Below are 17,280 nucleotides of genomic sequence, written 5' to 3'. Positions count from 1 at the left end.
CCGCCCGCTCTGTCGCCGTCCAGCCGCCTCCCGCGAGGCCGGTCATGAGCCCCGTGGCGATCGATGACGCACCGATTCCCGTTCATGAGCGCACCATAGCCCTGGTCGGGCTGATGGGCGTGGGCAAATCGACGGTGGGGCGCCGGCTGGCCAAACGACTGGGTCTGCCCTTCGCGGACGGCGACATCGAAATCGAGTCGGCGGCGGCCATGACCGTGTCCGAAATCTTTGCCCAGCTCGGCGAGTCGGAATTCCGGGCCGGCGAGGCGCGGGTCCTGAAGCGGCTGCTGCACGCCCCGCGGATGGTCCTGGCGACGGGCGGCGGCGCGGTGCTCAATCCCGAAACCCGGGCCGAGCTGAAGGCGCGCGCCGTAACCGTCTGGATGCGGGCCGATCTCGAAACGGTGGCAAGCCGGGTGCAGCGTCGCGACACCCGGCCCTTGCTGCGGGGCCGCGATCCACTCGAGGCGCTGAAGGCCATGGCGGAGGTTCGCTATCCCTTCTACGCCTGTGCCGACGTCGTGGTGGACGTGGCCAGCGGGGCCCATGGCGAGGCCGTTGAGGGCATTGTGCGGGCGCTGGAAGCCTACTGGACCGAGGCGGCGGTATGAACACAGTCATTCCGGTCTCGGGCGACGGCTTTCAGCCTTATGACGTCGTTATCGGCCGCGGTCTGCTGCCCGATCTGGGCCGACGGATCGCCGGCCTCGCCAAACATCGGACGGTGGTCGTTACGGACGAGACCGTCGCCGCCCTGCACGGACCGGCGGTCCTGGCGGCGCTGGAGGCCGCGGGGGTCCGCGCCCGGCTGCTGACCGTGCCGCCGGGTGAGGCCTCGAAATCCTTCGCCGAGCTGGAGCGGGTGATCGATCGGCTGCTGGCCTTCGGTCTCGACCGGCGCGACCTGATCGTGGCACTCGGCGGCGGCGTGGTCGGTGACCTGGCGGGTCTGGCCGCGGCCCTGTTCATGCGTGGGATCGATTTCGTGCAGGTGCCCACGACCTTGCTGGCCCAGGTCGATTCCTCGGTCGGCGGCAAGACGGCGATCGATACGCCCCGCGGCAAGAATCTGGTCGGGGCCTTCCACCAGCCCCGGCTGGTGATTGCCGACATCGACCTGCTGGCGACCCTGCCGTCCCGCCAGCTGCGGTCCGGCTGGGCCGAGGTGCTGAAGCACGGCCTGATCTGCGACGCGGGCTTCTTCGACTGGCTGGCAGGCGAGGGGGCCGTGGGCGCGACCGGCGACCAGGCCGCCCTGACTCGTGCGGTCGAACGATCGGTCGAGATCAAGAGCGCCATCGTCGGCGAGGACGAGAAGGAGGCCGGGCGGCGCGCCCTGCTGAACCTCGGCCACACCTTCGGCCACGCTATCGAGGCCGAGCTGGGCTTCGACGAGACCAGGATCACCCACGGCGAGGCGGTGGCGCTGGGATGCGCCATGGCCTTCCGCTTTTCCGCGGCCACCGGCCTCTGCGAGGGAAGCGTGGCCGACCGGGTGGAACAGGTCACCGCCGCCGCCGGTCTGCCGGCCCGGCTGGCGGATGTCGGAGCCTTCTCCGCCGAGGCGCTGGTCAAGCGTATGGCGGGCGACAAGAAGGCGGAGGGTGGGCGTCTGACCCTGATCCTCGCCCGGTCGATCGGCGACGCCTTCGTCGACAAGGCCGTCGACCCCGGGGTCCTCGCGGACTTCCTGGTGACGGAAGGCGCGACGTGAAGATGCGTCTGGACACCGTCCCACTCGAGAACCGCTTTGTCCGGCTTGAGCCTCTGACGGCCGCGCTGGAAGACGAGATGCGCGGCGCCCTCGATTGCGACGCGGCGTCCTGGGACGTCATGGTCGCCGCCGGCTACGGTCCGCATTTCGAGGGCTGGTGGCGCTCGGCGCTCAAGGCGATGGAGCAGGGGACCCGCATCGCCTGGGCGGTTCGTCGGTTGAGTGACGGTGCCATCGTCGGGACGACCAGCCTCTATGAGATCAAGCCGGAGTATCGTCGCTGCGAGATCGGCTCGACCTTCTACCGGCCCGAGGCGCGTGGCGGAGCGGTCAATCCGTCGTGCAAGCGGCTGCTGCTGGGCCATGCGTTCGAAGGCGGTGCGGTGCGGGTCGAGATTCTCACCGACGCGATCAACCCCGGTAGCCAGGCCGCGATCCGCAAGCTCGGGGCCCGCGACGAGGGCGTGCTGCGCAAGCACAAGATCACCTTCAAGGGCCGGATCCGGGATACCGCCCAGTTCGCGGTCCTCGACGACGACTGGCCCGAGGTCCGTGCGCGGCTGGAGGCGCGACTGGCGGCGTTCGGCTAGTCGACGGCCCGGCAGTCGGTCGGCGGGCGGCCGTCCGAAGTCCAGGTGGCCATCACGCCCTTGCCGCGCAGCTCATAGCCCGAGGCCTTGTACCAGATGCCGTCGGCGGCGCGTTCCTGGTACAGGTCCACGGCCTCGCCGCTGGAGTTGCGGACGGTCGCCATCTGGCGCGGGTTGTCGAAATCCACCGACAGGCGTTCGCTGTTGTTGCACAGATAGACGGTGCGGATGACGCGGTTCAGGGCGCGGTCCTGGGCTTCCGCCCCGGTGCGGCGCCGTGCGGTCTGGGCTTCCTGGGCCCGTTGGCGCACCGAATCACCGTCCGTCGGCGCCTGTGCCGGCTCCTGGCCGCAGGCGGCGGTCGCGAGACCGGTCAGGACGACAATGACGGTGGCGGTCAGGCGCTTCATGCGGACTCTCGAACAAGCGGTGCCGTAAGGCCCGGCGGACTAACGTGCGTCGGGTGCCGCTGTTCCCTTGCGCCGGGCGCGGAAGAAGGCGCGCAGGATGTCTCCGCCCTCTGCGGCCAGGACCCCGCCTTCGAAGGCGGGCTTCCAGTGGCAGGTCGGCTGGTCGAAAAATCGGGGACCGTGGGCGACCGCGCCGCCCTTGGGATCGTCCGCGCCCCAGACCACCCGGCCGATACGGGCGTGGCTGATGGCCCCGGCGCACATGGCGCAGGGCTCGAGCGTCACATAGAGGGTCAGGCCGGTGAGACGGTAGTTTCCGAGTTTCGCGGCGGCGGCGCGCAGGGCGACGATCTCGGCGTGGGCGGTGGGGTCATGGGCGCCGATGGGGCCGTTCATGCCCTCCGAGACGACCTCGCCGGTCGATTCGTCGACGATCACACAGCCCACGGGAGTCTCTCCCGAGTCCGCCGCCGCTTGCGCACACGCCAAGGCCATGTGCATGAACCGCTCATCATGGCCAGCCATCCCCGAGACAACGACAAGAAGCCGCGCCCGCGTCAAGACGACAGCCGCGACGGTCCCCGCAAACCCTACGTCAAGCGCGTCGAGAGCAGCGATGATCGCGGCCCGCCCAGGGGCGGCAAGCCCTTCGGCAAACCGGGCGGGAAGCCCGGAGGAAAGCCGTTCTCCAAGGACGGCAAGCCCGGTCCCAAGGCCGACGAAGGTCCGAAACGCAGCGAGCGCATTGCCAAGGTCATGGCCCGGGCCGGCATCGCCTCGCGCCGCGAGGTCGAACGGCTGATCGGCCTCGGCAAGGTCGCCGTGAACGGCAAGATCCTCGACACGCCCGCCGTTCTGGTGACGCGCGACGACGTCATCACCGTCGACGGCAAGCCGATCGGCTCGGCCGAGGCGACCCGGGTCTGGCGCTACCACAAGCCCGCCGGCCTGCTGACCTCGCACACCGATCCGGCCGGACGGCCGACCGTCTTCGACGCCCTTCCCAGCGGCCTGCCGCGGGTCTTGTCAGTGGGCCGGCTCGACCTCAACACCGAGGGGCTGCTGCTGCTGACCAATGACGGCGAGCTGAGCCGGGCGCTGGAGCTGCCCTCGACCGAACTGGTGCGCCAGTACCGTGCCCGCGCCCGTGGCCGGGTCAGCCAGCTGCAGCTCGATTCGCTCAAGGACGGCGTCACGGTCGACGGCATCCACTACGGCCCGATCGAGGCGACGCTGGACAAGGCCAAGGACAGCGAGGGCAATGCCCCCGCCAACCTGTGGATCAGCGTCTCGATCACCGAGGGCAAGAACCGCGAGGTCCGCAAGGTGCTGGAGCATCTCGGCCTGACCGTGAACCGGCTGATCCGCCTCGCCTATGGTCCATTCCAGCTGGGCACCCTGCCGGTCGGTTCGGTCGAGGAAGTCGGCCCGCGGGTGATCCGCGAAATGCTGGCGGACCATATCCGGCCCGAGAACCTGCCGACCGGGAACAGCGTTTCGACGCCCGCGCCCATCCCCGGTCGCCGGACCTCGGCCCCGATCAGGAAGGGCACTTCTGGCTCGGCCATTTCCGATCCGTCGCGCAAGCCCAGCCGGGTCCGTGCTGCCGGAGCCGCCGCTGACGCCGCCGCCGACCGCGCCGCCCGTCCGCAGAAGAAGGCGGGCTGGGCCAAGGCCGCGCCGAAATTCGAGCATCCGAAGAAGAATTTCACCCCGCGCGCCCGGCCGGAAGGCGCTGAGGCGACGGGTGAGCGGCCCAAGCGCGTGTTCAAGCCGCGCGAGGACCAGTTCATCGACCGTCCGCGCGGCGACGCCCGCACCGGCGCCCGGCCCGCGGCGCGCTCCGATGACCGGCCGGGCGACAAGCGCCCGTTCGACCGGAAGCCCGGCGGCAAGCCGCCGTTCGCGGGCAAGACCGGCGATCGTCCGGGAGGCTTCTCGAAGCCGGGCAGCCCGCGTCCCGGCGCCGGCCCGGCCGGCGGGCGCGGTTCGCCGCGCGGTCCCCGCTCCAAGGGCTGATCCGTGCGGATCGTCGCCGGAAGCCTGAAGGGCCGGACCATCGTCGCGCCGGAGGGGCAGGGCACACGCCCGACATCCGACCGCGCGCGTCAGGCCGTGTTCAATGTGCTGGAGCATGCCGCCTGGGCCGAGCCGCTGGACGGCATGCGGATCATGGACCTGTACGCCGGCTCGGGCGCCCTCGGGTTCGAGGCGATCAGCCGGGGTGCCGCCTTCGCCCTGTTCGTCGAGACGGATGAGGAGGCCCGTGGGGCCATCCGCGAGAATGCCGACGCCTATCACGTCATGGGCCGGACGCGGGTGCACCGGCGCAGCGCCACGGACCTGGGGCCGCGTCCCGGTTCGGACGGCGAGGCCTTCGACATGGCCTTCCTCGATCCGCCCTATCGCAAGGGACTTGGCGAACAGACGCTGCTGCGGCTGCTGGAAGGCAACTGGCTGAAGCCCGGCGCCATCGTGGTGTTCGAGCGCGGCTCGGACGAGCCGGAAATCGACACGCCCGGCTATGAGCGGCTGGACGCGCGCGACTATGGCGCCGCGCGCGTCCTTTTCCTCAGGGTTCTACCAGCGGCGGGCTGAGACACGATTGTCGAGCTGGCTGCGCATGCGCGCCAGGCCGTCGCGGTTGACCCGGTAGGGCCCTCCGCCGATCGAGGCGATCAGCCCCTTGGTCTTCAACTTCTTCCAGACCGACAGATTGCAGTCGGTCAGCAGGAAGCCGTCGCGGGTGAAACAGTCGGCGCGCAGGATGCGGCCGTCGACGTCGCGTTCGAGGACGATCGCGCCGCCCTGTGCCAGGGCGTGCAGCGTGCGCTGCTCCGCTCGGGAGATGTTCATTGTGAGATATCCGAAAGGCGTGATGACGCTCGCCGGCGCAGTCACGCCGACGGGTGGATCAGAGGCTCTTCTCAGCGCAGTGAGAGGCCTCAGGCCTTTCGCGCAATCTCGGACATAGGCTTCCTGTCGGGATGACCCCGGGGTTTGGACGTCGCCCTATAGCGTGAAACGGCGTCCGGGGCCAAGCGGCAGGGGTGGGCTAGGCGCCTGACTTGCCGCCGCCGGAGGGGCGGTCGAAGCGCGGGTCCCCTGATCGCAAGGGTCAGATCAGGTCAGGCCGGGCGGACTTGCAAGCGCCCCACGGGGCGACATACCGTCGGTATCAGCGATGGGGGGAATTCCATGAAGGCGCGCCGGCCCGGTTTGTCACCCACGCTGATCGGCGTCCTCGCCCTGGTCGTCCTTGCCCAGTCCGCGGTGCTCTTTCTCTTGCTGGTGGTTCCGCCGGAGCAGGATCCCGTCCTGGGACCGCTACGCCAGTCCCGGATCGTCGGTCAGGTGATCGAGATGTGCCTGCCCGCCGCCGGCTAGGTCACCGCCGCCCGAAGAGCTTTTCCAGATCGTTGAGCTTCAGCTCGACATAGGTCGGGCGGCCGTGGTTGCACTGGCCCGAGTGGGGCGTGGCCTCCATTTCGCGGAGCAGGGCGTTCATCTCGGGAGCCGAGAGGACGCGGCCGGCCCGGACGCTGCCGTGACAGGCCATGGTGCCGCACACCTCGCCCAGCCGCTCTGACAGGGCCAGGGCCGCGCCGTGTTCGGCGAGGTCGTCGGCGATGTCGCGGATCAGGCCCTGGACGTCCGTGTCGCCGAGCAGGGCCGGGGTCTCGCGGACCAGCACGGCGCCGACGCCGAAGGCTTCGACGATCAGCCCCAGCTCCGCCAGTTCTTCGGCGCGGGCCGAAACCCGCTCCGCCTCGGCCGGGTCCAGTTCGACCACTTCGGGGGTCAGCAGGGCCTGACGGGTCACCGAACCGCGCGCCATCTGCACCTTCATCCGCTCATAGACGAGGCGTTCATGGGCGGCGTGCTGGTCGACGACGACGAGGCCGTCGCGGGTCTGGGCGACGATATAGGTGCCGTGCAGCTGGGCCCGGGCGGCACCGAGGGGATAGTCGATCAGATCGGCGGCAGCCGGGGCGGCGTCGGCGGGCCAGCCGGCATTCGGGCCGGGTGCGTAGCCGGGTTCGACACGCGCGGAGCGTTCGCTCAGACCCGGGATGACCTGGGCGTGGGCGCTTGCCGGCGCCGCCCAGCCCTGCCAGCCGCTCCAGCCCTGGGCGGAGGGCGACGAGGGGCTCCAGGCAGGGCCGGAAGCAACTCCTGTATGCGGTGTGAACCCCGCCAGCGCGTCCGCCGCCACGGTCGTCGAGGCCCTGTGCCCGGCCGCGGCGAGGGCGTGGCGCAGGGCACCGACGATCAGGCCGCGCACCAGAGCCGGGTCGCGGAACCGCACCTCGGCCTTGGCCGGATGGACGTTCACATCGACGTAGAGCGGGTCGATCTCGAGGAAGAGCACCGCCGCCGGATGACGGTCGCGGGCGAGGAAGTCGGCATAAGCCCCGCGCAGCGCCCCTTGCAGCAGCCGGTCCTTCACCGGACGGCCGTTGACGAACAGATACTGGTGGCCGGCGTTGCCGCGGCTGTAGGTCGGCAGGCCCGCGTAGCCGGTCAGGCGGACATTGTCCCGGGCCTGGTCGATCAGCAGGGCGTTGGCCTCGAAATCGCGGCCCAGCAGGGCAGCCAGCCGCTTCAGACGTCCGGCGTCGCCCGGATGCTCAGCGGGCAGCCGCAGGGTGGTCTTGCCGTCGAGGTCGAGGGTGAAGGCAACGCCCTCGTGGGCCATGGCCTGGCGTTTGATCTCTTCCGAGATGGCCATGGCCTCGGACCGCTCGGACTTCATGAATTTCAGCCGGGCGGGGGTGGCGTAGAACAGGTCGCGGACCTCGACCCGGGCTCCGTGGGGACCGGGGAAGCCGGCGGGGGCCACCGGGCGCTGGTCGCCGCCCTCGACGGTGATCTGGTGGGCGTCGCCGCCCTCGCCCCCTGTCTCGTTTTTGGGTCGGCTGGTGATGGTCAGCCGCGCCACCGAGCCGATCGAGGGCAGGGCCTCGCCGCGGAAGCCGAGGGTCGAGATGCGCAGCAGGTCGACGTCGCCGGCGTCGTCGGCCTCCAGTTTGGAGGTGGCGTGGCGTTCGACGGCGAGGGCCAGCTGGTCAGCCGCCATGCCGTGCCCGTCGTCGGCGATCAGGATGCGCGTCAGCCCGCCGCCGTCAGCCTGGACCTCGATCCGGGTCGCCCCGGCGTCGAGCGCGTTCTCGACCAGCTCCTTGATGGCGCTGGCCGGGCGTTCGACCACCTCGCCGGCGGCGATGCGGTTGACGGTTTCAGGGGGGAGGCGGCGGATGGGCATGGATTCGCAAGTATGCCGCTTTCCGGCATCCGGAAGTAGCGAACTGTGATGCAGGCCTAGCTGCGCTCCAGACCCGCGAGGGCTTCGTTGATGTCTTCGGCCTTCTTCGCCACCACCGCCTGGGCGTCATAGACGGCGCGGTTGTAGAAGAACGGGCCGATCTCCCGGCCCAGAAAATCGAGCAGCAGCTCCGCAGGCAGGGCGGCGAGGTCCATTTCCAGCTCGTCGCGGAAATACCCCCGCAGCTTCGCGGTGATGTCAGCGGTCTCCTCGCGGCTGAACTGGATCGGCTTCATCTCAGCTGACCTCCGCCAGGGCTTCCTCCGCCGCCACCCAGGCCGTTTCTGCTGCGTCGAGGTCGGACTGGGTCTTGGCGCGGGCACGCGTCAGGCCTTCCAGGGCCTTGGGGTTGCTGACTGAGGCATTGGCCATGTCGTCGTCGATGCGGGCGATCTCGGCGGTCAGCTGGGCCATACGTTCTTCGGCCTTCTTGACCGCATGGCGCAGGGTCGAGGGCGAAGGGCCTGACTTCTTTTCGTTCTTCTTGCCCTTGTTGTTCGATGCGGGCGCGGCGGTGGCAACCGCCTCGTCCTTGATCTGGCTCGGCTTGACCGCGGCCGCCTTGGCGCGGTCGAGGACGAATTTGGCGTAGTCGTCCATGTCGCCCTCGAAGGGCTTCACCGTCCCGTCGGCGGCCAGCCACAGGCGGTCGGCGACCATCTCCATCAGCGAGCGGTCGTGGGTGATCAGGATGACGGCCCCCGAATATTCGTTGAGGGCGTCGAGCAGGGCGCGGCGGCTGTCGATATCGAGGTGGTTGGTCGGTTCGTCGAGGATCAGGACGTGGGGCGCGTCCATGGCCACCTGGTTGAGCAGCAGGCGGGCGCGCTCGCCGCCGGAGAGGCTGGCGACCGTGGTTTCCTGCTTCTCATAGCCCAGGCCCCATTGGGCCAGTTTCGAGCGGCGGCTGCTCTCGGAGGCCTCGGGCATGGCGCGGCGGATGATCTCCAGCGGCGTGTCCGTCGGGTCCATGGCCTCGATCTGGTGCTGGTGGAACCAGCCCACCCGCATCTTGCGGTCGCGGTGCAGTTCGCCGTCCGAGACGCTCAGGGCCCCGGCGATCATCTTGGCGAAGGTCGACTTGCCGGCGCCGTTGACGCCCAGCAGGCCGATGCGGTCGTCGAGGTCCATGCGCAGGTTCAGGTTCCGCAGGATCGGCCTGCCGGTCTCATAGCCGACATTGGCGCGCTCCAGCCGGATCAGCGGCGGTGCCAGCGGACGGGGCGGCGACGGCAGGATGAAGGGGGCGACGCGCTCCTCGATGGTGGTGGCCACGGGCTGCATCTTGGCCAGCCGCTTCATGCGCGACTGGGCCTGGGCGGCCTTGGAGGCCTTGGCCTTGAAGCGGTCGACGAAGGCCTGCAGGTGGGCGCGCTCGGCGTCCTGCTTGGCCTTGGCCGACAGCTGCAGGCGGGCCTTTTCGGCGCGGGCCTTTTCGAACTGGTCGTAGTTGCCCGTGTAGAGGGTCAGATTGCGGTTCGCGAGGTGCAGGATGTGGGTGCAGACCTCGTTCAGCATCTCGCGGTCGTGGGAGATGATCAGGGCGGTGTGCGGGTATTTCTTCAGCCGCGCCTCGAGCCACAGGGCGCCTTCCAGATCGAGGTAGTTGGTCGGTTCGTCGAGCAGCAGCATGTCCGGCTCGGCGAACAGGGCCGCCGCCAGGGCCACGCGCATCCGCCAGCCGCCGGAAAATTCCGACATGGGCCGCTGCTGGTTGTCATGGTCGAAGCCGAGGCCGACGAGGATTTCGGCTGCGCGCGCGGGGGCGGCGTCGGCGTCGATCTCGATCAGGCGGGTCCAGATCTCGCCCATCTCCTCCGGCTCGGCGGTCTCGAGCCGGCCCAGCAGGCTGTGGCGCTCCTCATCGGCCTCGAGAATGGTCTCGAGAACGCTGACCGAGGTGGCCGGGTGTTCCTGGTCGACCGAGCCGATGCGGGCCGTCTTGGGCAGGCTGATCTCGTCGCCGCCGGCGGCCAGTTCGCCGAGGATCAGCTTGAACAGGGTCGATTTGCCAATGCCGTTGCGGCCCACCAGACCGGCCTTGGCGCCGGGCGGCAGGGAGACGGAGGCGTCCTCGAGGAATTTGCGGCCCCAGGCGTTGAAGGTCAGGTCGGTGATCTGGAGCATGGTCGGTCGTAATCTCGGGCGGCCGCTGACGCATCGAACCGCCTTGCGGCGCGCGAAAGAGGCAAAATTGTGTGGCGGTTGGAAACCGGGGAGGGCGCCGCTATAAGCCCGCGACCTTCAATCTCCCAACAAGAAGTCACTCCCATGACCGAACGCACCTTCTCGATCATCAAGCCCGACGCCACGCGCCGCAACCTGACCGGCGCGATCAACGCCGTGATCGAGGGCGCCGGCCTGCGCATCGTGGCCCAGCGCCGCGTGCATCTGACCGACGCGCAAGCCAAGAAATTCTACGAAGTCCACGCCGAGCGCCCGTTCTACGGCGAGCTGGTCGGCCAGATGACCGCCGAGCCGGTCGTCGTTCAGGTCTTGGAAGGCCCGAACGCCGTCGCTGCTTATCGCGAAGTCATGGGCGCCACCAACCCGAAGGACGCGGCTGACGGCACGATCCGCAAGCTGTTCGCCCTGTCGATCGGTGAAAACTCGGTCCACGGCTCGGACAGCCTCGAGAACGCCGGCATCGAGATCGCCCAGTTCTTCACGGACGACCAGATCGTCGGCTAAGGCCTCTGGCCAAATCGACTGACGGCGGCCGGATCGGTGACGATCCGGCCGTTTTCGTGTCAGGCTGGGACTTCAACGGGGAATCGCCGTGAAGGACTACAGCCGCAAGGGCGTGATGCTGGCCGCGACCCTGTCGGCCCTCGCCGGCTATGTCGACGCCGTGGGGTTCATGACCCTGGGCGGCTTCTTCGTCTCCTTCATGAGCGGCAACTCTACCCGGCTGGGCGTCGGCCTGGCGCTGGGGGAATGGGACCAGGCGGCGATCGCCTTCGGGCTGATCGCCCTGTTCGTGGTCGGGGTGGTCGCGGGTGCGACCGTTGCGCGGCGCTTCGGCGAGGAACGGCGGTCGGCTGTGCTGGCGGTTGAGGCGGTCCTGCTGCTGACCGGCGCGGGCCTGTGCACCGCCGGCTGGCGCGAGCTGGGCATGGTGGCCGTGGTCATGGCCATGGGCGTGGAGAACGCCGTGTTCCAGCGCCAGGGCGATGTCGGGGTCGGCCTGACCTATATGACCGGCACCCTGGTCCGGATGGGCCAGCGGATCGCCACCGCCCTGCATGGCGGCGCGCGCTGGGACTGGGTCCCGTTCCTGATGCTGTGGCTGGGGCTGGCGACCGGCGGGGCGATCGGGGCGGTCAGTTTCCTGCGCTTTGACGTCCTGGCGTTGTGGCCGGCCTTCGGGGTCGTGTCGGTCCTCGCCCTGCTGGTGGCCGGGGCGGAAGCGAGGGCCCGGCGTCCCTGAACGAAAACGGCCCCGGCGATCGCTCGCCGGGGCCGTCGTCGTTTGTGCAGGGCTTCGCCTACCAGATACGGGCGCGGGCCTCGGGGGCGAGGTATTGTTCGTCGCCGGGCTGGACGCCGAAGGCGGCGTACCAGGCGTCGATATTGCGCGGCGGCACCGCGGCCCGGTACTGGGCCGGCGCGTGCGGATCGACGGTGACCTGTTGGCGCAGGGCCTCGTCACGCGAGTTCTCACGCCAGACCTGGGCCCAGCCGAGGAAGACGCGCTGATCGCCGGTCAGGCCGTTGATCACCGGGGCCTCGGCCCCGTTCAGCGACAGGTGGTAGGCGTCCAGCGCCAGCAGCAGGCCGCCCAGGTCGGCGATGTTCTCGCCCATGGTCAGGTCGCCGTTGACGTTGGTCCCTTCGAACGGGCTGAGGGCCGAGTACTGGGCCCCCAGCACGCGGGCGCGTTCCTCGAACTTGGCCGCGTCCTCGGCGGTCCACCAGTCGCGCAGCACGCCGTCGCCGTCGACCTTGCGGCCCTGGTCGTCGAAGCCGTGGGTGATCTCGTGGCCGATGACCGCGCCGATGCCGCCGTAGTTGATGGCCGGATCGGCATTGGGATCGAAGAAGGGTGCCTGCAGGATGGCCGCCGGGAAGACGATCTCGTTGCGCGGCGGGTTGTAGTAGGCGTTCACGGTCTGTGGCGTCATGGCCCACTCCAGCGGATCGACCGGCTCGTTGACCTTGGCGACGCTGTAAGCCCATTCGAAGGCCGACGAGCGCTCGACATTGCCGTAGAGGTCGCCTTCGACCAGCCGCAGGCCGTCGTAGCTGCGCCACTGATCGGGATAGCCGATCTTCACCCCGAAGCGGCTCATCTTGTAGAGCGCCTGCTGGCGCGTTTCCGGGCTCATCCAGTCGAGCGCCTCGATGCGCGCGGTCATGGCGCGGCGCAGGTTGGCGACGAGGGCCTCCATCTGGGCCTTGGACTCGGCGGGGAAGTGGCGCGCGACGTATTCACGACCGAGCACCTCGCCCAGCGAGCCGTCGACCAGCGAGACACCGCGTTTCCAGCGGGGCCGGTTCTCCGGCTGGCCGTTCAGCGCCTTGCCATAGAAGTCGAAGCGCGCGTCGACGAAGGCCTGCGACAGATAGGGCGAGGCCTGGTCGATGATGTGGAAGGCCTGCCAGGATTGAAGGGTCTCGACCGGGGTCTCGGAGAAGACCCGCGCCATGCCCGGGAAGGCGGTGTCGTTGGAGCTGACGAGGCGGTTCGCGCCAGCGATGCCCGCAGCCCCGGACCAGGCCACCCAGTCAAAACCGGGGGCCTGGGTGCCCAGGTCTGCGACGGTGGTCGGTTTGTAGCCGGCCTCGATGTCGCGGTTCTGGACCTGGGTCCAATGCTGTCCGGCGATCCGCGTCTCGAAGGCGATGATGTCGGCGGCGGCCTGTTCAGGCGCGGGCCAGCCGGCCAGTTGCAGCGCCTTGACCACATAGACGCGGTAGGCCTCCCGCTGGCCGGAGAAGGCCTCTTCCAGATAGTAGTCGCGGTCCGGCAGGCCGAGGCCGCCCTGGACGATATAGGCGCTGTGCAGATCCGGCTGCTTCAGGTCCTCGGCGATATAGACGCCGAACAGGCTGGAGCCGAAGCCACCCTGGGTACGACCCATCAGGGCGGCGATTTCCTCGCGGGTGTCGGCGGCGCGGACCTCGGCCAGATCGGCCTCAAGCGGGCCGGCGCCGAGGCGCTCGACCGTCGCCTCGTCCATGAAGCTGCCGTAGAAGGCACCGATCCGGGCCGCGTCGGGGCTGGCCCCCGGATTGGCGGCGCTCTCCTCGATCAGGATCTTCAGATTGTCCTGCGACCCCTCGTAGAGCATGTCGAACACGCCGAACGACGCCTTGTCGGCGGGGATCGGGGTGTTGGCCAGATAGACGCCGCTCGCATAGCGGTTGAAGTCGGCACCCGGTCGGATCGAGGTGTCCATGCCATCGGTGTCGAGGCCGAAGGCGCCGATCCGGGCCTGGTCGGTCGCCGGAATTTCCACGATCGGCGGCGCCGTCTGGGCCGTGACTGCGCCGGCGGCGAACAGGAGGGCGACGCCGGCGGCGCAGGCCAGGAGTTTGGATTTGAGCATGGATGCCCCCGTTTGAATTTCGGCGGCACGCTGCCTCAGGCTTCCGCGGCTGTCGCCGGAAATTGCGTGAGATTACGAACTTCTAATCTGGCACCCGGCAGAAGGCGCTGAGGGCCTGCGGATAGAGGGTGTGCTCGGCGGCCAGCACGCGCTGCGCCAGCGAGGCGGGTGTATCGTCTGCGAGTACGGGCACGGCGGCCTGCCCCAGTACCGGGCCCTCGTCGACGCCCTCGGTGACCAGATGCACGGTGCAGCCGGCCTCGGCGTCGCCGGCGGCGATGGCGCGCGCGTGGGTGTCCAGTCCCGGGTATTTCGGCAGCAGGCTGGGATGAATGTTCAGCATCCGGCCGGCCCAGCGCCCGACGAGGAAGGGCGTCAGCAGCCGCATATAGCCGGCGAGCGCCACGACCTCGACGCCGTGGGCTTCCAGCACGGTCTGGATCGCCTGTTCGTGCGCTGCACGGTCCTTGCCGAAGGCGGCGTGGTCGACCACTGCCGTGGCCACGCCCCTGGCCTGCGCGACAGCCAGGCCGCCGGCGTCCGCCTTGTTCGACAGGACAAGGACCACCTCGAACGGCGCATCGGACGGCCCGGCCGCGTCGATCAGGGCGGCCATGTTCGAGCCGGCACCGGAAATCAGGACGGCGACCCGTCGGCGGGCGCTCATTGCGCCGGGCGAGGGGCCGGGTCGCCGACCGAGACGAAGGATCCTGCCGGTCCGGGGAAGACGACCGGGCTCTCATAGCCGTCGTCCGACACGGCCGAGACCCCGAAGAAGTAGTCGTCGATGACGATCCCCGGCAGCACCAGCTCGGTCGCCGATCCCGCCCAGCGGCTGTGGGTCCATTGCGGCGCGGTGGTCGAGCGCCACCAGACGCGATAGCCGGCGGCACCGGGCACGGCCCGCCATTTCACGGTGGTGTCGGGCTTGACCGCGCCCTCGATGGTCACGCCCAGCGGGCTGGCGGGCGCGTTGGCGAGGGCGGCCATGGCGACGATGTTCAGCCGCGCGACCTGGCCCAGATAGTCGAAGTCCACGCCCTCGATGGTGTCGCCGTATTCCACGCCGTTCTCGGTGCGCAGGTCCTGATGCTGGCGGTCGTAGTTCTCGGCACCTTCGGAGATGCGGACAGCGGGGAAGCCGTGGCGCAGCATCTCGACCTGATCGCCGCCGCGGCCGTAACGGTCGGTGCGATAGATCATCTCGACGTCGAAATTGGCCAGATAGCGGTCGGCCAGTCCGTCCACGAACCGGGCCAGGTTGCGGTACGAGGAATCGACCTCGCCGCCGTTGTAGCGCCGGCGCTCTTCCTGGGCCTCGGTCTCGACGGTCTTGGTGCCTTCCGAAAAGACGCGGACGCGGGTGGTGTCCCGGACGCCCGACTGGCCTTCGGAATTGCCGACGATGTCGTTGTTCAGATTGGCCTCGACCCGCCAGCCCTGGGCCTGGGCGTAGTCGGCCAGGATCTTGCCGCCGAGCAGGCCCTGTTCCTCGCCGGACAGGGCGGCGAAGACGAGGGTGGCGTCAAAGCTGTGTTTCGAGAGGACCCGCGCGGCCTCGAGCACGGCGGCCACACCCGAGGCGTCGTCATTGGCGCCGGGGGCGTCGGCGGTGAAATTCATCACGTCGGTGACACGGCTGTCGATGTGGCCGGAGATGATGATGACCCGGTTGGGGTCGCCCGTACCCCGCTGGATGGCGACGATGTTCACCACCTCGGTCGGTGTCGGCACCCGGGCCGCGGTGACGGTGTCAGACGGCGTCACGATCGTCAGGCAGCCGCCGCAGTCGCGGCTGATCGCCTCGAACTCGCGCTGGGCCCAACGCCGCGCGGCCCCGATGCCGCGGGTGTCGGAGAGGGTCTCGGACATGGTGTGACGGGTGCCGAAACCGACAAGGGCCTCGATATCGGCGCGCATCCGCTCGGGTCTGATCTCTCCCGTCAGCTGGTGCAGAAGGGCCTGTTCCTCGACGGTCTGGGCTGCGGCAGGGGCCGAAGCCAGGATCGCTCCGACCAGGGCGATAGACAGCGCACGCATCGGCGACCTCACGAACTACGGAAGGCGCGGACCTTGCCGGGCGGGTCGGGCCGGGTCAACGGCCGCGGGCGCGGGGGATGCTTGCGCTTGGCGACGGCCTCGGAAACAGTGCGGCCGCCGCTCCGGAGTTCGCCCATGCTTGCCCTTGCTCTCGCCGCCGCAGTGTTCACGAGCGCTGCGCCGCCCCCTGACGTGACACGCAGCATCCTGACCGACGTCTGCCTGCCCTATGTGACCGGTGAGACCAGCGATACCGCCGCGCTCGAGTTCCTCGGCTTTGTCGAGACACCCGCGCCGGAAGCCGACACCCGCACCTTCCAGAGCGAGGACCAGGCCCATCTGCTGCGTCTGACGACCGAGGGCAGCGTCGCCGACGGCAATCTCAACCGGGTCTGCGTGATCCAGGCGCGACGCGGCGGTTTCGACGCCGCGAAGGCGTCCATACTGCCGGTCATGCGTGACCAGGGCTTTGCACCGGAGGCGGGGCTGCCGGCCAACCGTCCCATCTGGACCAAGGCCGGGATCACGGTCTCGCTGCGGCAGAACCCCGGCGCGGCGGCCCTTGTCCGGGTGACGTTCAGCAGCCTGGACGCCGAAGGCTCCTAGGCGGCTTCCAGCTGGCCGCAGACGAAGGCGGCTTCGCCGGCGTTGAGCAGGCCTTCCAGCACGGGCTCGGCGTTTTCGGGCGAGACGATCAGGATGAAGCCGATGCCGCAGTTGAAGGTGCGGCGCAGTTCGTGATCCGAAATTCCGCCGACCTCGCCCAGCCACTGGAACACATGCGGCACCGGCCAGGCGTTCCAGTCGAACGACGCCTGAAGACCCTCGGCGATGCAGCGGGGCGGATTCTCGATCAGGCCGCCGCCGGTGATGTGGGCCGCACCCTTGATCAGGCCGGCCTTCATCAGGGGCAGGACGGGCTTCACATAGATTCGGGTCGGCTCCATCAGCGCCTGGGCCAGGGTGCGGTCGCGGGCGAAGGGGGCGTCGTCGCCCCACGCCAGACCGGACTTCTCCACCACCTTGCGGATCAGCGAATAGCCGTTCGAGTGCGGGCCCGAGGAGGCGAGGCCGATGATGATGTCGCCTGCGGCCTGACGGTCGAGGTAGGGCAGGGCGTGTCCACGCTCGACCGCGCCGAGCGAGAAGCCCGCCAGGTCATAGTCGCCGCCGGCATACATGCCGGGCATCTCGGCCGTCTCGCCGCCGACGAGGGCGCAGCCGGCCTGACGGCAGCCTTCGGCGATCCCGGCCACGACGCGTTTGGCGGCATCGATCTCGAGCTTGCCGGTGGCGTAGTAGTCGAGGAACAGCAGCGGCTCGGCACCCTGGGCCAGCAGGTCGTTGACGCACATGGCGACCAGATCGATTCCGACCCCGTCATGCCGGCCGGTCTCGATGGCGATCTTCAGCTTGGTGCCGACGCCGTCAGTGGTGGCGACGATCAGCGGGTCCTCGAATCCGGCCGCCTTGAGGTCGAACAGGGCCCCGAATCCTCCCAGCGAGGCCTCCGCGCCGGGCCGCCGGGTCGACTTCGCCAGCGGCTTGATCGCGTCCACCAGCATCTCGCCGGCGTCGATATCCACGCCGGCATCGGCATAGGTCAGGCCTTTACGCAGGCTCTCGGGGGTGTCGCTCATCGGTCACG

General features: G+C 69.4%; 19 protein-coding genes. 9 read left to right on the top strand and 10 right to left on the bottom strand.

Features of this window, described 5'->3' with window-relative positions:
• Nucleotides 1-44: 44 nt before the first annotated feature.
• From KB221_09840 to KB221_09830, 3 genes are read left to right on the top strand one after another with little or no spacing between them, the layout of a single operon-like run.
• Nucleotides 45-611 carry a shikimate kinase gene (locus KB221_09840; GenBank protein ID WIY68400.1) on the top strand — a complete coding sequence of 189 codons (567 nt, stop codon included), beginning with the start codon at nucleotides 45-47 and terminating at the stop codon, nucleotides 609-611.
• Entirely contained in the window at nucleotides 608-1,714 is a 1,107-nt protein-coding gene (aroB, locus tag KB221_09835; protein WIY68399.1) for a 3-dehydroquinate synthase, read from the top strand. Before KB221_09840 ends, aroB begins: the two co-directional genes overlap by 4 nt.
• Before the next feature lie 2 nt (nucleotides 1,715-1,716).
• The gene (locus tag KB221_09830) at nucleotides 1,717-2,304 is read left to right on the top strand and encodes a GNAT family protein (GenBank protein ID WIY70903.1); all 588 of its coding nucleotides are present in this window, start codon (nucleotides 1,717-1,719) and stop codon (nucleotides 2,302-2,304) included.
• Here KB221_09830 and KB221_09825 read toward each other — a convergent pair.
• Nucleotides 2,301-2,714 (bottom strand): MliC family protein, encoded by a 414-nt coding sequence (locus KB221_09825; GenBank protein ID WIY68398.1) that lies wholly within the window; start codon nucleotides 2,712-2,714, stop codon nucleotides 2,301-2,303. The genes KB221_09830 and KB221_09825 overlap by 4 nt on opposite strands.
• Nucleotides 2,715-2,753: 39 nt before the next feature.
• Nucleotides 2,754-3,239 (bottom strand): tRNA adenosine(34) deaminase TadA, encoded by a 486-nt coding sequence (tadA, locus tag KB221_09820; protein ID WIY68397.1) that lies wholly within the window; start codon nucleotides 3,237-3,239, stop codon nucleotides 2,754-2,756.
• Between tadA and KB221_09815 the strand changes: the two genes are divergently transcribed.
• Both KB221_09815 and rsmD read left to right on the top strand, forming a co-directional pair.
• Nucleotides 3,228-4,733, top strand: a complete 1,506-nt coding sequence (locus KB221_09815; GenBank protein ID WIY68396.1) for a pseudouridine synthase — start codon at nucleotides 3,228-3,230, stop codon at nucleotides 4,731-4,733. The genes tadA and KB221_09815 overlap by 12 nt on opposite strands.
• 3 nt (nucleotides 4,734-4,736) lie before the next feature.
• Entirely contained in the window at nucleotides 4,737-5,312 is a 576-nt protein-coding gene (gene rsmD, locus KB221_09810; protein ID WIY68395.1) for a 16S rRNA (guanine(966)-N(2))-methyltransferase RsmD, read from the top strand.
• Here the strand turns inward: rsmD and KB221_09805 are convergent.
• Nucleotides 5,295-5,570, bottom strand: a complete 276-nt coding sequence (locus tag KB221_09805) for a YjhX family toxin (protein ID WIY68394.1) — start codon at nucleotides 5,568-5,570, stop codon at nucleotides 5,295-5,297. The two genes, rsmD and KB221_09805, sit on opposite strands and share 18 nt — an antisense overlap.
• A gap of 342 nt (nucleotides 5,571-5,912) precedes the next feature.
• On the opposite strand from KB221_09805, the gene KB221_09800 reads away from it, so the two are divergent.
• Entirely contained in the window at nucleotides 5,913-6,101 is a 189-nt protein-coding gene (locus tag KB221_09800; GenBank protein WIY68393.1) for a hypothetical protein, read from the top strand.
• Nucleotide 6,102: 1 nt separating this feature from the next.
• Here KB221_09800 and mutL read toward each other — a convergent pair whose 3' ends face one another.
• From mutL to KB221_09785, 3 genes are read right to left on the bottom strand one after another with little or no spacing between them, the layout of a single operon-like run.
• Nucleotides 6,103-7,980: a DNA mismatch repair endonuclease MutL gene (gene mutL / locus KB221_09795; GenBank protein ID WIY68392.1), complete on the bottom strand. Its 1,878-nt coding sequence runs from the start codon at nucleotides 7,978-7,980 to the stop codon at nucleotides 6,103-6,105.
• Between the two features lie 56 nt (nucleotides 7,981-8,036).
• Nucleotides 8,037-8,276, bottom strand: coding sequence for a DUF2164 domain-containing protein (locus KB221_09790; GenBank protein ID WIY68391.1), 240 nt, complete (start codon nucleotides 8,274-8,276; stop codon nucleotides 8,037-8,039).
• Between the two features lies 1 nt (nucleotide 8,277).
• On the bottom strand, nucleotides 8,278-10,167 hold the full coding sequence (locus KB221_09785; GenBank protein ID WIY68390.1) for an ABC-F family ATP-binding cassette domain-containing protein: 1,890 nt from the start codon (nucleotides 10,165-10,167) through the stop codon (nucleotides 8,278-8,280).
• A 144-nt stretch (nucleotides 10,168-10,311) separates the two neighbouring features.
• Here KB221_09785 and ndk point away from each other — a divergent pair, with 144 nt between their 5' ends.
• Together ndk and KB221_09775 are read left to right on the top strand one after the other, a co-directional pair.
• Nucleotides 10,312-10,731: a nucleoside-diphosphate kinase gene (ndk, locus tag KB221_09780; GenBank protein ID WIY68389.1), complete on the top strand. Its 420-nt coding sequence runs from the start codon at nucleotides 10,312-10,314 to the stop codon at nucleotides 10,729-10,731.
• Between the two features lie 88 nt (nucleotides 10,732-10,819).
• Nucleotides 10,820-11,470, top strand: coding sequence for a YoaK family protein (locus KB221_09775; protein ID WIY68388.1), 651 nt, complete (start codon nucleotides 10,820-10,822; stop codon nucleotides 11,468-11,470).
• Nucleotides 11,471-11,528: 58 nt separating this feature from the next.
• On the opposite strand, the gene KB221_09770 is transcribed toward KB221_09775, so the two are convergent.
• From KB221_09770 to KB221_09760, 3 genes are all read right to left on the bottom strand, one after another.
• Nucleotides 11,529-13,592 carry a M13-type metalloendopeptidase gene (locus tag KB221_09770; protein ID WIY68387.1) on the bottom strand — a complete coding sequence of 688 codons (2,064 nt, stop codon included), beginning with the start codon at nucleotides 13,590-13,592 and terminating at the stop codon, nucleotides 11,529-11,531.
• Nucleotides 13,593-13,674: 82 nt separating this feature from the next.
• The gene (gene purN, locus KB221_09765) at nucleotides 13,675-14,259 is read right to left on the bottom strand and encodes a phosphoribosylglycinamide formyltransferase (GenBank protein WIY68386.1); all 585 of its coding nucleotides are present in this window, start codon (nucleotides 14,257-14,259) and stop codon (nucleotides 13,675-13,677) included.
• A complete protein-coding gene (locus KB221_09760; GenBank protein WIY68385.1) occupies nucleotides 14,256-15,632 on the bottom strand; it encodes a M20/M25/M40 family metallo-hydrolase in 1,377 nt (458 codons plus the stop codon). The genes purN and KB221_09760 overlap by 4 nt, the downstream gene beginning before the upstream one ends.
• 135 nt (nucleotides 15,633-15,767) lie before the next feature.
• Between KB221_09760 and KB221_09755 the strand changes: the two genes are divergently transcribed.
• Nucleotides 15,768-16,238 carry a hypothetical protein gene (locus KB221_09755; GenBank protein WIY68384.1) on the top strand — a complete coding sequence of 157 codons (471 nt, stop codon included), beginning with the start codon at nucleotides 15,768-15,770 and terminating at the stop codon, nucleotides 16,236-16,238.
• Here the strand turns inward: KB221_09755 and purM are convergent.
• On the bottom strand, nucleotides 16,235-17,272 hold the full coding sequence (gene purM / locus KB221_09750; protein WIY68383.1) for a phosphoribosylformylglycinamidine cyclo-ligase: 1,038 nt from the start codon (nucleotides 17,270-17,272) through the stop codon (nucleotides 16,235-16,237). The genes KB221_09755 and purM overlap by 4 nt on opposite strands.
• Nucleotides 17,273-17,280: the final 8 nt, after the last annotated feature.

This window comes from Aquidulcibacter paucihalophilus (assembly GCA_030285985.1).
Taxonomy (GTDB): Bacteria; Pseudomonadota; Alphaproteobacteria; order Caulobacterales; family Caulobacteraceae; genus Brevundimonas.
Note: the sequence above shows the minus strand (reverse complement) of the source record. Positions and strands in the feature narration are given on the sequence as shown.

Excerpts from the sequence above, each read along its gene's own strand:
- KB221_09815 (WIY68396.1), top strand. The coding sequence starts at position 3,228 with ATGGCCAGCCATCCCCGAGACAACGACAAGAAGCCGCGCCCGCGTCAA.
- KB221_09805 (WIY68394.1), bottom strand. The coding sequence starts at position 5,570 with ATGAACATCTCCCGAGCGGAGCAGCGCACGCTGCACGCCCTGGCACAG.
- KB221_09800 (WIY68393.1), top strand. The coding sequence starts at position 5,913 with ATGAAGGCGCGCCGGCCCGGTTTGTCACCCACGCTGATCGGCGTCCTC.
- KB221_09755 (WIY68384.1), top strand. The coding sequence starts at position 15,768 with ATGCTTGCCCTTGCTCTCGCCGCCGCAGTGTTCACGAGCGCTGCGCCG.
- KB221_09825 (WIY68398.1), bottom strand. The coding sequence starts at position 2,714 with ATGAAGCGCCTGACCGCCACCGTCATTGTCGTCCTGACCGGTCTCGCG.
- KB221_09840 (WIY68400.1), top strand. The coding sequence starts at position 45 with ATGAGCCCCGTGGCGATCGATGACGCACCGATTCCCGTTCATGAGCGC.
- KB221_09790 (WIY68391.1), bottom strand. The coding sequence starts at position 8,276 with ATGAAGCCGATCCAGTTCAGCCGCGAGGAGACCGCTGACATCACCGCG.
- KB221_09830 (WIY70903.1), top strand. The coding sequence starts at position 1,717 with ATGCGTCTGGACACCGTCCCACTCGAGAACCGCTTTGTCCGGCTTGAG.
- KB221_09785 (WIY68390.1), bottom strand. The coding sequence starts at position 10,167 with ATGCTCCAGATCACCGACCTGACCTTCAACGCCTGGGGCCGCAAATTC.
- purN (WIY68386.1), bottom strand. The coding sequence starts at position 14,259 with ATGAGCGCCCGCCGACGGGTCGCCGTCCTGATTTCCGGTGCCGGCTCG.
- purM (WIY68383.1), bottom strand. The coding sequence starts at position 17,272 with ATGAGCGACACCCCCGAGAGCCTGCGTAAAGGCCTGACCTATGCCGAT.
- aroB (WIY68399.1), top strand. The coding sequence starts at position 608 with ATGAACACAGTCATTCCGGTCTCGGGCGACGGCTTTCAGCCTTATGAC.
- KB221_09770 (WIY68387.1), bottom strand. The coding sequence starts at position 13,592 with ATGCTCAAATCCAAACTCCTGGCCTGCGCCGCCGGCGTCGCCCTCCTG.
- tadA (WIY68397.1), bottom strand. The coding sequence starts at position 3,239 with ATGGCTGGCCATGATGAGCGGTTCATGCACATGGCCTTGGCGTGTGCG.
- ndk (WIY68389.1), top strand. The coding sequence starts at position 10,312 with ATGACCGAACGCACCTTCTCGATCATCAAGCCCGACGCCACGCGCCGC.
- mutL (WIY68392.1), bottom strand. The coding sequence starts at position 7,980 with ATGCCCATCCGCCGCCTCCCCCCTGAAACCGTCAACCGCATCGCCGCC.
- KB221_09760 (WIY68385.1), bottom strand. The coding sequence starts at position 15,632 with ATGCGTGCGCTGTCTATCGCCCTGGTCGGAGCGATCCTGGCTTCGGCC.